This is a genomic window from Shewanella sp. SM29 (assembly GCF_025654245.1).
In the GTDB taxonomy this organism is placed as follows: domain Bacteria; phylum Pseudomonadota; class Gammaproteobacteria; order Enterobacterales; family Shewanellaceae; genus Shewanella; species Shewanella oncorhynchi.
This window is the reverse complement of the sequence record NZ_JAKKRN010000037.1, coordinates 1-13,866: the sequence shown is the minus strand read 5'-3', so window position 1 is coordinate 13,866 and position 13,866 is coordinate 1. Positions and strand designations below refer to the sequence as shown.

At 45.6% G+C, this 13,866-nt stretch carries 10 protein-coding genes and 1 pseudogene; 7 read left to right on the top strand and 4 right to left on the bottom strand.

From position 1 onward, the window contains the following. Positions 1-48 precede the first annotated feature (48 nt). A complete protein-coding gene (locus L5L77_RS19350) occupies positions 49-528 on the top strand; it encodes a TetR family transcriptional regulator (protein ID WP_263175820.1) in 480 nt (159 codons plus the stop codon). Between the two features lie 168 nt (positions 529-696). After that, positions 697-1,281, top strand: coding sequence for a hypothetical protein (locus L5L77_RS19345; protein ID WP_131524277.1), 585 nt, complete (start codon positions 697-699; stop codon positions 1,279-1,281). Between the two features lie 195 nt (positions 1,282-1,476). On the opposite strand, the gene L5L77_RS19340 is transcribed toward L5L77_RS19345, so the two are convergent. The 3 genes from L5L77_RS19340 to L5L77_RS19330 form a co-directional block, all read right to left on the bottom strand. Continuing rightward, entirely contained in the window at positions 1,477-1,857 is a 381-nt protein-coding gene (locus L5L77_RS19340; protein ID WP_173496775.1) for a hypothetical protein, read from the bottom strand. 221 nt (positions 1,858-2,078) lie between these two features. Then, complete coding sequence (pntB, locus tag L5L77_RS19335) at positions 2,079-3,563, bottom strand: Re/Si-specific NAD(P)(+) transhydrogenase subunit beta (protein WP_105251576.1); 1,485 nt, start codon at positions 3,561-3,563, stop codon at positions 2,079-2,081. 11 nt (positions 3,564-3,574) lie between these two features. After that, on the bottom strand, positions 3,575-5,101 hold the full coding sequence (locus tag L5L77_RS19330) for a Re/Si-specific NAD(P)(+) transhydrogenase subunit alpha (protein WP_263223346.1): 1,527 nt from the start codon (positions 5,099-5,101) through the stop codon (positions 3,575-3,577). A 419-nt stretch (positions 5,102-5,520) separates the two neighbouring features. Here L5L77_RS19330 and L5L77_RS19325 point away from each other — a divergent pair, with 419 nt between their 5' ends. The 5 genes from L5L77_RS19325 to L5L77_RS19305 all read left to right on the top strand — a co-directional run bounded on the left by L5L77_RS19325 (position 5,521) and on the right by L5L77_RS19305 (position 13,574). After that, on the top strand, positions 5,521-7,320 hold the full coding sequence (locus L5L77_RS19325; RefSeq protein WP_263185868.1) for an assimilatory sulfite reductase (NADPH) flavoprotein subunit: 1,800 nt from the start codon (positions 5,521-5,523) through the stop codon (positions 7,318-7,320). A 99-nt stretch (positions 7,321-7,419) separates the two neighbouring features. Next, on the top strand, positions 7,420-9,117 hold the full coding sequence (gene cysI, locus L5L77_RS19320) for an assimilatory sulfite reductase (NADPH) hemoprotein subunit (protein WP_263192286.1): 1,698 nt from the start codon (positions 7,420-7,422) through the stop codon (positions 9,115-9,117). After that, positions 9,110-9,892, top strand: a complete 783-nt coding sequence (locus L5L77_RS19315; protein ID WP_263192287.1) for a phosphoadenylyl-sulfate reductase — start codon at positions 9,110-9,112, stop codon at positions 9,890-9,892. Before cysI ends, L5L77_RS19315 begins: the two co-directional genes overlap by 8 nt. A 757-nt stretch (positions 9,893-10,649) precedes the next feature. After that, positions 10,650-11,435 carry a monofunctional biosynthetic peptidoglycan transglycosylase gene (gene mtgA / locus L5L77_RS19310; RefSeq protein ID WP_105251581.1) on the top strand — a complete coding sequence of 262 codons (786 nt, stop codon included), beginning with the start codon at positions 10,650-10,652 and terminating at the stop codon, positions 11,433-11,435. A 402-nt stretch (positions 11,436-11,837) separates the two neighbouring features. Then, positions 11,838-13,574, top strand: a complete 1,737-nt coding sequence (locus L5L77_RS19305) for a hypothetical protein (RefSeq protein ID WP_263223345.1) — start codon at positions 11,838-11,840, stop codon at positions 13,572-13,574. A 60-nt stretch (positions 13,575-13,634) separates the two neighbouring features. Here the strand turns inward: L5L77_RS19305 and L5L77_RS19300 are convergent. Next, positions 13,635-13,866: pseudogene (locus L5L77_RS19300) on the bottom strand (IS4 family transposase); the annotation flags it as partial.

Sequence of the window (13,866 nt, the reverse complement as noted above, 5' to 3'; positions counted from 1 at the left end):
GCGGCTTTGGTAAGCTTTCCCCCTAAAAATAAGAGGGGAGACATTACTATGGCTAAGCGCTCGCGAGTACAAACTGAGCAAACCATAAATCAAATTATGGATGAAGCGTTAAGACAAATTTTGACTATCGGCTTTGAGACTATGTCTTATACTACGTTATCTGAAGCAACGGGTATTAGTCGCACAGGTATTAGTCACCATTTTCCACGCAAAAGCGATTTTCTTGTTCGTTTAGATAGTCGTATCGGCAATCTATTTGTTGCTGCGCTGGATTTTTCTAGCCAAGAGGCATTGGAAACATCCTGGATGCAGGCAATGCAGGAAGAGCATTACCGCGCAGTATTAAGACTGTTCTTTAGTCTTTGTGGTGGTGCGAATAATGAAATTACCCTCTTTAGAGCGGTGAGTACAGCGCGTCAGCAAGCGATTGCTGAGTTAGGCTTAGCGGGCGATCGCACGATCAACCACCTATTAGGCCGTACAGCTGTGATGTTGCTATCCAATTTTGATTTGGCAAAAGCAGCATAATAGACTGACCAATGAATATAAAAATGGAGCCAGATGGCTCCTTTTTTGTGGGTAAAAATCGTGATTTGTACTGAGGTAAGTCATACCCCAATAGTGTAGGATGACCACTCAATAATGATTTAAGTTAGTGATATTGCCTTGTACTCTTGATTTGACAGGATAAAACATATGGATATGACCCCCATCTCTAATGAGGCAGATATGCCTAAACGCACCATTAAGCTTGATAACACTGAGCTTATCAAAACCAGTTTTTGGGTGAGTCAGATTTTTATAATCATTGCGACTGTTGTTGGCGTGTATTTAGCCGCGCAAGAAGGGTTGTCACAGGCAATTAAATTTGATGCCCTGAGCAATATGCAGAATAACTATCATCTGCGTCATGCCCTATATGACGAAGTGAGTGACAATGTTGAAATCTTGAGTCATTACGCTGACACAGTTGAGACTGTGAGTAGTAATAGTTTAGTGAAAATGCATCCGCAGATGGGATTATTTGTCTGGGATAACATGCGCTATTCTGCCAATGCGCTAGAAACACCGAGTGATATTTTGTCTGATATTCGTCGTTTGTATTTAGAGTCTGAGAAGATCATTAGTAATATTGAAACCCGTCACTATAGCGTTTCTTACGGTAAGGATCAGTTGCAAAATGTATTGAGTAAAATCAAAGAAGATACTTTGCCAAAACTCAAAACGAATTATGAAACCCTGTCAAAAGAGCTTAAAGATAACGATATTGCCGTCGACTAACGTATCTTGGCTTAGCTCCCCCCAAACATCAGGGGTCATTCTTATCCCTGATGTTTGAATCCATTGATGAATTCAGTGTTGCTGACAACACTTCTGCATGATCTGCTTTAGTCCCCATTATTTTATGGCACTTAAGCTAATGATGAATCTAGTCAGATTTTCTCCGTCGGTATTTATCATCAAAACCTTGTTGAGTTAGCTTAATTCCTGTCGATAGGCTTGAGTTAATTTTTGCTGTTGTAGATAGATGCGAATCGCCAAGAAGGTTAATGCGGCAGCAATCACGGCGCTGATTGCGTGGTGGAAGACTAAGTGACTTATCAGGAATGTGGGCAAGTCTTCAAAGCTGTCGATAAGGAAAAGCTTAGTGATTAAGCCGATATAGACGAGAAGATGCAGAGCCGCGCCAGTGATAAAGAGTCGTTTAAATTTATCAATCAGTTTGATATCTAACTTGATATTAAACCATCGACAAAATAGGTACCCACTCAGGCCGATGATAATCGATATCCAGCCAAGCCCGAGTAATGAGGTTTTGATTAATACGGCAGATAGGATAAACAGCCCAAGCAACATTTCTTATTTCCTTAAACCAGCTTTAGATTTAACTTACTGTTTTAGCTTACATTAAACGTATCAGCATTTGGGGCAGATAAGCCTCGCATCATATTGGCGCAGAGACTAGCTTAATAGGCTTAAAAAAATGTGAAAAGAAAGGGAGCCATTGGCTCCCTTCATTTCTTTAGAATAGTGTTTATCGCCTAAACGATTTTTACTCTGTTGATATTAAATCAAGCTCAAAGTGCCTTTAAAATGGCTTCAACACTGGCCTTAGCATCCCCAAACAACATTTGGGTATTTTCTTTGAAGAACAGTGGGTTTTGCACGCCGGCATAACCTGTGTTCATCGAACGTTTAAAGCCGATCACGTTTTGCGCTTTCCATACTTCCAGCACTGGCATACCTGCGATTGGACTGCCTGGATCTTCCATTGCCGCGGGGTTAACCGTGTCGTTGGCGCCGATAACGAGCACAACATCTGTGTCTTTAAAGTCTTCGTTGATTTCGTCCATTTCGAGCACGATATCGTAGGGGACTTTCGCTTCAGCGAGCAGTACGTTCATATGGCCTGGTAATCGACCTGCAACTGGATGGATACCAAAACGCACTTTCACGCCGCGATCACGTAGTTTTTGAGTGATTTCCGCAACAGGATATTGCGCCTGCGCCACTGCCATACCGTAACCCGGAGTGATGATGACTGAAGTGGCATTTTTCAGCATATCCGCCACATCTTCGGCGTTGGTTTCACGGTATTCACCCATTTCTTCATCGGCAGTCGAGGCCACACCATCTGTACCAAAACCACCTGCGATAACTGAAATAAACGAGCGATTCATGGCCTTACACATGATGTAAGACAGAATAGCACCCGATGAACCCACTAACGCGCCGACCACAATCAAGAGGTCGTTCGACAACATAAAGCCTGCCGCTGCCGCTGCCCAACCTGAGTAGGAGTTCAGCATAGACACAACCACTGGCATATCCGCGCCGCCAATGGATGCCACTAAATGCCAGCCAAAGGCGAAGGCAATCAAGGTCATCAACAGCAGTGCTGGCATAGTGCCGCCTGTCTGTACGAAGTATACCAACAGGGCGAAAGACACTAGCACTGCGACTAGGTTCAGCTTGTGGCGATGTGGCAGCATCAGAGGTTTAGATGAAATCAGTCCGCGTAACTTACAAAAGGCAACGATAGAACCCGTAAAGGTCACCGCACCAATGAAGATCCCGAGGAAGACTTCGACCAAGTGAATGTTAAGCATAGCGCCAGTGAGGTGCTCTTTGCTGGCGGTCTTCACCGCTTCACTTAGCGCATCTTGTACTGCGGCGAGGGTCGTATTGATATCACCACCGACAGCCACCACGACTTGTGAGACTTCCTGTGGGTGTAAGTCGATAAAACTGTTGAAACCCACTAATACCGCGGCCATACCCACAAAGCTGTGCAATATAGCAACCAGTTCAGGCATTTCAGTCATTTCGACTTTTAGTGCTAAACGGATACCAATCGCGCCGCCAATCACCATAGCGATTAAGATCCACGCAATTCCGTTAGTATCGGGGTTGAAAATGGTAGCCAGTAGGGCGATTGCCATACCTAAGATACCGAATAAATTGCCGTGTTTTGCCGTCTCTTGCTTCGACAGTCCCGCGAGACTGAAGATGAAGAGAATGGCGGCAATAATGTAAGCTGCTGTTACCAGTCCTTGAGACACGTTAAACCCCCTTAATCCTTACGGAACATCTTCAGCATGCGCTGAGTGACGGTAAAGCCACCGAAGATGTTAATACTGGCGATCAGCACGGCGATAAACGCCAGTACAGTGACCAAAGTTGAACCCTGACCGATTTGCAGTAGGGCGCCGACCACGATAATGCCCGAAATCGCGTTAGTGACTGACATTAAAGGCGTATGCAGTGAGTGGGATACGTTCCATACCACGTAATAGCCAACAACGCAGGACAGCAAGAATACTGTGAAATGCGACAGGAACTCTGGTGGTGCTACCGATGCCACGGCAGCAAACCCTGCAACGCCTAAGGCGGCGAGCACGTATTTGAGCTTAGATGGCGCCTTTGGGGTGGTATTTTTAGGCTCGATTTTCGCCGCTGGTTTTGCTGGCGCCGCAGAAACAGAAATCGGTGGTGGCGGGAAGGTCACTTCACCTTCTTTAATCACTGTCATATTGCGCATGACTACATCATCAAAGTTGATGCTGGCTGTGCCGTCCTTTTCTTTACACATTAACTTCATCAGGTTGACTAAGTTAGTGCCGTAAAGCTGTGAGGATTGCGCCGGTAGACGACCGGGAAGGTCGGTATAACCAATCACTTTTACGCCGTTAGGAGTAACAAACAGCTCACCCGATTGCGTGTATTCGCAGTTACCACCCGTCGCAGCGGCTAAATCGACGATCACTGAGCCGCTCTTCATGCTATCGACCATGGCTTTGGTGATGAGCTTAGGCGCTGGACGACCAGGAATTAGCGCTGTGGTGATGATGATATCGACTTCTTTGGCTTGCTCGGCAAACAGTGCCATTTCGGCGGCAATAAATTCATCCGACATGGTTTTAGCATAACCGTCCGATGAACCACCTTCCTCGTTACCAAAATCCAGTTTAAGGAATTGGCCGCCCATAGATTCGATTTGCTCGGCCACTTCTAAGCGGGTATCGAAGGCGCGCACTATGGCGCCAAGCGATCCACCTGTACCAATGGCGGCAAGGCCAGCTACACCAGCACCAATGACTAACACTTTGGCGGGCGGTACTTTACCAGCAGCGGTAATTTGGCCAGTAAAGAAACGGCCAAATTGATGTGCGGCTTCAACAACGGCACGATATCCACCAATGTTTGCCATAGAGGAGAGGGCATCAAGTGACTGGGCACGGGAGATGCGTGGCACCATGTCCATTGCCATCACGTTGATCTTACGTTTAGATAACTTCGCAACCAGCTCAGGGTTTTGTGCGGGCCAAATAAAGCTGACGATAGTCGCCCCGTCTTTGATTTGTTCAATTTCGGCGTCGCTTGGCGCATTGACCTTAAAGATCAGATCGGCTTGCCAAACGTTTGTTGTCACCTTCGCGCCCGCAGCTTCAAAAGCTGCATCATCGAAACTTGACAGTTGACCCGCATTGGCCTCAATAACAACTTCAAAGCCGAGTTTTTTAAGCTGCTCAACGGTGGCTGGGGTCGCGGCGACCCTAGTTTCACCGGCGAGACTTTCTCTCGGTATTCCAATCTGCATGACTACTCCCTGATGGTTTATATAATCGTTCCGCCTGCTGTTCTTCCTTCATCGTACTCAACTGCAAAATCCGTCGTCACCAGCGTTTATTCGGCGGGTGATTCGAGTCAGTTAGGGCATTCAATCTAGGATGGACACTTTTTGTTTTTAAAACAAACTATTCTGTGGGCAACAGAAATTATTGTTCGACAGGCTCATGACCATTGTGGCAATACTTTAGCTTGGCACAAGTGCATATTTCTCAAGCAGGCCGTTTCTGCACTGGTCGGATCAAAAACTTTTAACCAGTGCACACTTTTGTAGCTTAAATTTTGCACTTTGTATATTCCAAAATGGAATTAAAAATCCTATTTTATTCTTTTTTGCTTTTCTTAAACCGCGATAAGCTTGTGGACATTACACTGTCATAGGGCCGTCTCATGTTGTTAAAAGAACTTTCATCGCTGGCTTCGCCATTGTCTCAAGGACAAGTCGAGAAGCTAAAACAACTCACTTCTGAGTTAAGTGCTGTGCAATTGGCCTGGGTGAGTGGCTATCTTGCTGCTACAGCTAATGCGGGCCAATTAGCGCCCGTCGCGCAGGCGCAAACGGCTCAAACTGTGACTATCCTCTATGGCAGCCAAACTGGTAATGGCCGTGGTGTCGCCAAAGCGCTCGCCGATAAGGCGCAAGCGCAAGGTTATGCGGTCAATCTGGCTTCAATGGGCGAATACAATGTTCGCCAATTAAAGCAAGAAGCTGTGTTTTTATTGGTGGTCAGCACCCATGGTGAAGGTGAAGCGCCGGATGATGCGATTGAATTACACAAGTTTTTAGCATCGAAACGTGCCCCTAAGTTAGACAATCTACATTACTCTGTGCTTGCGCTGGGGGATTCTAGTTATGAATTTTTCTGCCAAACTGGTAAAGACTTCGATGCCCGCCTAGCAGCACTCGGTGCTAAATCACTGTTACCTTTGATTGAATGTGATGTGGATTATGAAGCTGCCGCGGGCCAGTGGCACGCCGATGTATTAGAGGCCGTTAAGCCGCTAATCGAAACTTCGTCCGCCAGTGTGGTATCTATCGGCACCGCTAAAGCGATTGGCGAAAGTGAATTTACTAAGCAAAACCCCTATAGCGCCGAAGTGCTTGTGAGCCAGAAAATTACCGGCCGTGGATCAGACCGAGACGTGCGCCATGTTGAAATCGACCTTGGCGACTCAGGCTTAACCTATCAAGCGGGCGATGCCCTTGGTGTGTGGTTTAGTAATAACGAAGTCTTAGTCGATGAAGTCTTAGCGGGTCTGTCATTGGCCGCCGATGAGTTAGTGACGGTTGGTACTGAATCCTTGTCTCTTAAGCAGGCTTTGGTTGATAAGAAAGAACTGACCCAGTTATACCCTGGATTAGTCAAAGCATGGGCCGAATTGAGCGGCAGCGCTGAGCTGCTGGCATTGAGCGAAGATAAAGAACAAGTGCGCCACTTTATCCTTAAGCATCAATTTGCCGATTTAGTCACTCAGTATCCGTTATCAAATAACTCAGTAACCTTAAATGCAGCAAAACTGCTTGAGCTACTGCGTCCATTAACGCCAAGACTTTACTCTATCGCCTCAAGTCAAAGCGAAGTTGAAACAGAAGTCCACTTAACTGTGGCCTTAGTGGAAGATGAGCGCCACGGCTCAGCACGTTTTGGCGGTGCGTCACATTTCTTAGCATCTGCGCAGGAAGGCACGCAAGTTAAGGTTTATGTTGAGTCGAACAAGCATTTCCGTTTACCTGAAAATCCAGAAACACCGGTGATCATGGTGGGTCCTGGTACCGGTGTTGCGCCGTTCCGTGCCTTTATGCAGGAGCGCGTAGCCCAAGGTATTCAAGGCGATAGCTGGTTATTCTTCGGCAATCCACACTTTGAGCAGGATTTCTTGTATCAAACTGAGTGGCAACAGTATTTGAAAAATGGCGATCTCAGCCGTATCGACGTGGCGTTCTCACGCGATCAAGCCCATAAGATTTATGTGCAGCACCGCATTAAAGAGCAAGGCCAAGCCCTGTGGCAATGGTTGCAAAATGGCGCGCATCTTTATATTTGTGGTGATGCTGAACGTATGGCCAAAGATGTTCACCAAGCCTTGATTGAGGTGGCAGTCGAAGTCGGTGGTTTGAATACCGAAGCTGCCGAAGCCTATTTTGAAACCCTGCGCAGCGATAAACGTTACCAAAAAGACGTGTATTAATCTCAACCGTTGCACAGATAAGAAACGCATAAGAATAGCCAAAGCTGCACACGTGATGACCTGTGCAGCCAGCTAACCCAATTTTAAGAGGCAGTTGCCATGAGTGAGCAAAAATTAGCGTTAAACGAATACCTAAAGACCGACAGTGATTACCTGCGAGGGACCATCAAAGAAGGTTTAGATTCTTCTGTGACTGGCAGTTTCAGTGACGGCGATCAGCAGCTGATCAAATTTCATGGCTTCTACCAGCAGGATGACCGCGATTTACGTAACGAACGTAAAGAGCAAAAACTCGAACCTTTATATAGTTTTATGTTGCGCGCCCGTGTACCCGGTGGTATTTGTTCTCCGCAGCAATGGTTAGGCGTAGACAAAATTGCTTCGACGCTCACCAGCTCGAACAGCATTCGTTTGACGACCCGTCAAACCTTCCAATACCACGGTATTCCTAAGCGTAACTTGAAGACCATTATTCAAGACTTAGATCGCGAAGCGCTGGATTCGATTGCTGCCTGTGGTGACGTTAACCGTAACGTGATGTGTAACCCCAATCCGATGGAATCGAAACTGCACGAGCAGGCCTATGCAGTGGCGAAACAACTGTCTGATCATCTATTACCCCACACTCGCGCCTACGCCGAAATTTGGTTAGATGAAGAAAAGTTACTCTCAACCGAAGATGAAACCGTCGAACCTGTGTATGGCAAAACCTATCTGCCACGTAAATTTAAAATGGCGGTAGCGGTTCCTCCCGATAACGATGTTGACGTTTACACTAACGATTTAGGCTTTATTGCTGTTGCCGAAAATGGCGAGTTGGTTGGCTTTAATTTAACGGCTGGCGGCGGCATGGGCTCGACCCATGGCGAAGTGGAAACCTTTCCACGCCTAGCAGACGACTTTGGTTTTATCAAAACTGAAGACGTGATGAAATTTGCCGAAGCTGTCATGACAGTGCAACGTGACTGGGGCAATCGCTCTAATCGTAAGCGCTCGCGCCTTAAATACACAATCGTTGACCACGGCTATGAGAAATTTAAAGCCGAAGTTGAACTGCGTGCTGGGGTGAAGTTTGAACCTAAGCGTGAGGTAGTGATTGGCGATCGCGGCGATCGTTATGGTTGGGTCGAAGGTGTTGATGGTAAGTGGCATTTAACCCTATTTATCGAAAGCGGTCGTATTAAAGATTTACCAGGCCAAACCCTGCAAACGGGGCTGCGTGAAATCGCTAAGATCCACAAGGGCGATTTCCGCATGACCTCGAATCAAAACATGATCATCGCAGGCGTCGCAGCGGAAGATAAAGCCACGATTGAAGGTTTAGCCCGTAAACATGGTCTGCTGGGCCAAGTGTTGACGCAAACTCGCGGTCACTCGATTGCCTGTGTGGCGTTGCCGACGTGTCCATTAGCGATGGCGGAAGCCGAGCGTTATTTCCCTGAGTTTATCGATCATATCGATGCGCTACAGGCAAAACACGGCATCAGCGAGCAAGCGATTGTGGTGCGTATGACGGGTTGTCCAAACGGTTGTGCCCGCCCATTTGCCGCTGAAATTGGTCTTGTGGGTAAGGCGCCGGGTCGTTATAACTTGTACTTAGGTGCAAGCTTTGAAGGGACTCGTCTGAACAAGATGCACAGAGAAAATATCCAAGAGGCGGACATTCTCGCCGAATTGGATGCCCTGTTTGGCCGCTACGCCGTTGAGCGTGATGCTGGCGAAACCTTCGGTAACTTCACCGTCCGCGTGGGCGTAGTGAAGGCGGTGATCGATGCCGCTAAGGATTTTCATGGCTGATATTGAGCAAAAAACCAGTGATAAAGTGCCGACTGTGGTCAGCGCTGCCGAACTCAAGGCATTATTGAGTGCGCCTAAGGCAGAGCAAGCGATAGAGCTTGAACGTATTAATCAGTTCTTAGGTGGATTAAGCGCACAAGAGCGAGTGCTATGGGGCTTAACTTATTTGCCCGGTAATCATGCGCTGTCCTCAAGCTTTGGGATCCAAGCCGCTGTAATGCTACATATGATGAGTCAGGCACAGGCGAATATTCCGGTTATTCTCACGGATACGGGTTATTTATTCCCTGAGACTTATCAGTTTATCGACGAGCTGACAGAGCGTTTATCGCTGAATTTAAAAGTGTACCAAGCAGTGATGACATCGGCATGGCAGGAGGCGCGATTTGGTCAGTTGTGGGAGCAAGGGGTAAACGGACTAGAGCAATACAACCGGTTAAACAAAGTTGAGCCTATGCAACGCGCTTTAGCCGAGCTTGAGGTCGGCACTTGGTTTGCAGGGCTTAGACGCAGCCAAGCCAGTACCCGTGAGGCGTTGCCGATACTGGCGATTCATGGCACGCGCTTTAAGCTACTGCCAATTATCGAGTGGTCGAATAAAGATGTTCACCTCTATCTGACGCAATTTGACTTGCCGTACCATCCACTTTGGGACCAAGGCTATGTTTCTGTGGGGGATACCCATTCGAGTAAACCACTCGAATTAGGCATGACAGAGGAAGAAACTCGCTTTAATGGCCTACAACGTGAGTGTGGTCTGCACTACGAAATCTAGTCATTTTATTGATTTTAAATATTAAACGCCTCAACTTAGTTTGGGGCGTTTTTTTATCATTTTAAGATAAGTGGGATTGAATTTAATACTCTGGACTGTCGAGGAAGCTAAGTGATGTCATTTAAGCGTCATTTAACTAAGATAGATTGATATTCATAGAGTTAGTTTGCATTCATTTTTAAATGCTAAAAATGTTGTACATTTTTACTCACAGAGTTATGCACATTGGTTAAGCCTGCGCTATATTTTGAAGTTCCCGTAGATGGTTTTGAAGCGTTTTACTGCGTTAATTGACATAATTCATGTCTTTTATGAGGTTAAGTTGTTGTATATCGGTATTTATGGGCTGGGTTTGCTGTGTATTGATATGGCTTAATTGGATGCAGTGAAAGCGTTGAAAACCTGACTCGCACCTGCGAGTATCAAGCAGTTTGATTGACTTGCTAGCTCTCGTTAATCAGCCATCATTACCTCGGTCAGCTGTCGTCAAAGCTGCCGAGGTCAAGTTAAGTCGACCCCAGTTAATCTCTAATAGTGATTTGTTCTTGTTATGGTTATTTCTCAACCTATCTTTGATTATCGAGTAAGATATCCTTGGTGTTTCCTTTACTCTCGTAGCATGATCAGCTTGCAACTCGCGTAAAGCTTTAGAATATTTTCTGTAAGCCTAGGTTGCCCCAAAGAATCCTTGCAATGGGATGGCTTGACTGGATAGATGAGAAACAAGAAATGAGAGTGTGTGGATGAGATGGTATAAATGACGGCCCCTTTATATGCGATGCGAGATCATGTCAGGCGTCCAAGTGTTAATAAGTCGAGTGACCCAGCACCTCAGAGACGAAAGCGTGGTTTTCGTCGTTTATTGTCTTGGTTATTTAAGGGATTAGTTTGGGCATTTATTTGCTCAATTTTATTAGTGATCCTACTACGATTTGTCGATCCTCCTATGTGGACTTGGCGTATCGAACGTGCCTTATTTCCACCTGCTCCTATCGGTGAGATCAGGCATCAATGGCGCGATTTAGCGCAAATTTCTCCAGAATTACAATTGGCTGTGATTGCTGCGGAAGATCAACGTTTTGTTGAGCATACTGGATTCGATTTAGCCGCGATAAGTTCGGCACTGAAATACAACCAAAAAGGTACCAAAGTCCGCGGGGCAAGTACCTTAAGTCAGCAGGCGGCGAAAAACCTTTTTATGTGGTCGAGTCGCAGTTTCTTTCGTAAGGGATTGGAAGCTTGGTTTACGTTATTGATGGAGTTGACTTGGGATAAGTCGCGTATTCTTGAAGTGTATTTAAATATTGTAGAATTTGGCCCAGGTATTTACGGCGCCGAAGCGGCATCAAAGCATTATTTTGGAAAGTCAGCGGCAAAACTTACCCAATACGAGGCCTCATTACTCGCAGCCATTTTACCCAATCCTTGGCGCTATAAGGTGTCTCCACCGTCATCCTATGTGCAGCAGCGCTCAGCTTGGATCCGTAAGCAAATGCGCCAGCTAGGTGACGTCACGCTTAAAAAAGTCCACGAAGCACGATGACGCTCTGGTGAGGCAGTTTGAGTGAGATGAGCTTAATTTGTCATTGGGTTCTTTGCTTAATCGTCGATGACTTTGAGATGTTTTATTACCGAATTGAAATAAGATTGGAATCATGTTGAATAAACGTTAGTTCTAATACGTTTTTAATGCTGCGAACTCCTATCCTGTTCGCTTCTGTGTCGGTTTAATGTTAAATTATCGGGAAAATTTTATACCTTAGTTTCGCTTAGCCTAAGCATTTTAAACTGGGTTTGTATTGCGTAGGGCTGAGTCGTTGCGTTTTCTGATTTTGCATTATCTGCGTAAGGGATATGTAAGAGCGGATAAATATTTAAATACCTAAGGTGAGTTCTTTAGGTATTGTTTTCATAAAATTGAATGTCATTAAATGGAGTTTCTTAAATGAAAAAGATTGTGATTGCCGCGGCAATTATTGCAGCAGGTGCTGGTGGTTATTGGTATATGCAGAATGGCGCGGGTTCTAGTGCCTCTGCTAATCCTTTGCTCGACTATGTGCCTGCCGATACGCCGATATTTTCGGGCCAGTTAAAACCCTTCCCGTTAAAAGCGTATTTACAGTCTATTTCTGGAAATTATCAGCAATATCCAAGTAACACGCTTGATGAACTCGGTGTGCAGGATAGCCCTATGGGCAAGTTCTTCGTTAGCATTTATCAGCAGTATATGGATGGGATGAAAGATCCTGCCTTACTGTTAAAAACCTTCGGTTTCCCCGATGAAGTTAAACCTTATATTTATACTTTAGGTGCTTTGCCAGTATTAAAGATTGATGTTAATCAGGCTGAAGCATTTTGGGCTGTATTAGATAAAGCCGAAAAAGACAGTGGTGTAACCCACGAAATGCGTAAAGTGGGCGATGTTGATTATCGCGCTTATGCACTATCGGATGAAAGCTCAGAAGAGAAAGCTGAACTGCTATTTGCCCAGAAAGATGGCATATTAACGATGACTTTCAGTACCTCTATTACCGAGCCTGAGTTATTAGAAATGGCATTTGGTATTAAGAAGGCGCCGCAGTCATTAGCCGCTTCTGGCATATTAGAAGATATTATTAAGACCCATGGTTTTAAAGATGACAGCATTAGCTTTATTAATCATGTGGAAATTGTAAAGGCATTGACCTCTGCAGATAGCAATATGCTAGCTAAGCAACTGACTCAATTTTTTGCTGATGAAAGTGCGGGTGAAGATCCATTAGCTCAAATCAGAACACCAGAATGTCGTACCGAACTGACTGCGATTGCCGCTAACTGGCCGCGTACTGTTGCTGGTTTAACGGCGTTTTCTGTGACGGAAAAAGAAAGCCATATGGCGGCTTCATTTGTTGTCGAAACGAAGAATCAACCTATTCTTGCGGCAATGCAAAAGATGCGTGGTTTTATTCCATCGCATCTGGCGGATATCGACAGCACTATCTTCTCCATGGGAATAGGTCTAGATATCAATGAAATTACCCCTTCATTAACGGCTATTTGGGATGATCTGCAAAAGCCACAACTGACCTGTGCACCATTGGCAGAGTTGCAGGCTGAGTTGAGCCAACAGAGCCCAGCTATGCTAGGCATGTTTACTGGCATGGCGAACGGTGTGAAAGGCATGAGCGTTTCATTGCTCGATTTTAAAATGAGCACACAAGATCAAGAGCCTAAGTTAGAAAGCTTAGATGCGTTAGTCAGCCTTAGCGCCGAAAACCCATCCATGTTGTTCAATATGGTCAAACCTTTCGCCCCTATGCTGGCTGAAGTGCAATTAGCCGATAACGGCGATGCTACTGATTTATCTCCAATATTGATGTTGCCTCCAGAGTTAGGTGTTAAGCCAATGCTGGCGATTAAAGGCCAACATTTAGTGGTGTATAGCGGTGATAAAGGCTTGGCTTTAGCCAACAAATTAGCAGGCGAGAAACTGTCAGCTAATGGCATGTACAGCTTGTCTGCTGATTACGGCAAGATGTTTACGCCAGTGCTTACACTGTTAGAAATGAGCGGTGAGCCGATCCCTGAAGAAATGCAAATGCTTAAAGATTACAACATGCGAGTTCAAATGAGCTTTGATGTGAATAAGCAAGGCTTGGTCATAGGTTCAGTCGCCAATTCTAAAGCGACTGAAAAGAAGTAATGCGTTAGTAAACTCATATTTGCTTAAAAAGAGCCAGCAGATTGCTGTAATGCCGTTCACTTAAGAGTGAACGGCATTTTTCTTTGGTCTAACCGGGAACTTGTTTTTGCTCATTTTAAGAACTCGTGGATATGCCCTTTCCCGTTTACCATCCAGCTTAAATTGCCGTGCATTTCGTTCTATATCCAATACGTCTCTCGGGACATTCCCCGGTGTTTGTGATGACAGTTGTGTCAACTTGAAGATGATATAACTCGCCGCATCTCGAAAACTCAGTTGATTGGGGTGGACC

Coding starts and splice junctions, on each gene's coding strand:
- L5L77_RS19350 (WP_263175820.1), top strand. CDS start 49: ATGGCTAAGCGCTCGCGAGTACAAACTGAGCAAACCATAAATCAAATT.
- L5L77_RS19330 (WP_263223346.1), bottom strand. CDS start 5,101: ATGCAGATTGGAATACCGAGAGAAAGTCTCGCCGGTGAAACTAGGGTC.
- L5L77_RS19345 (WP_131524277.1), top strand. CDS start 697: ATGGATATGACCCCCATCTCTAATGAGGCAGATATGCCTAAACGCACC.
- L5L77_RS19315 (WP_263192287.1), top strand. CDS start 9,110: ATGGCTGATATTGAGCAAAAAACCAGTGATAAAGTGCCGACTGTGGTC.
- L5L77_RS19340 (WP_173496775.1), bottom strand. CDS start 1,857: ATGTTGCTTGGGCTGTTTATCCTATCTGCCGTATTAATCAAAACCTCA.
- L5L77_RS19305 (WP_263223345.1), top strand. CDS start 11,838: ATGAAAAAGATTGTGATTGCCGCGGCAATTATTGCAGCAGGTGCTGGT.
- mtgA (WP_105251581.1), top strand. CDS start 10,650: ATGACGGCCCCTTTATATGCGATGCGAGATCATGTCAGGCGTCCAAGT.
- cysI (WP_263192286.1), top strand. CDS start 7,420: ATGAGTGAGCAAAAATTAGCGTTAAACGAATACCTAAAGACCGACAGT.
- L5L77_RS19325 (WP_263185868.1), top strand. CDS start 5,521: ATGTTGTTAAAAGAACTTTCATCGCTGGCTTCGCCATTGTCTCAAGGA.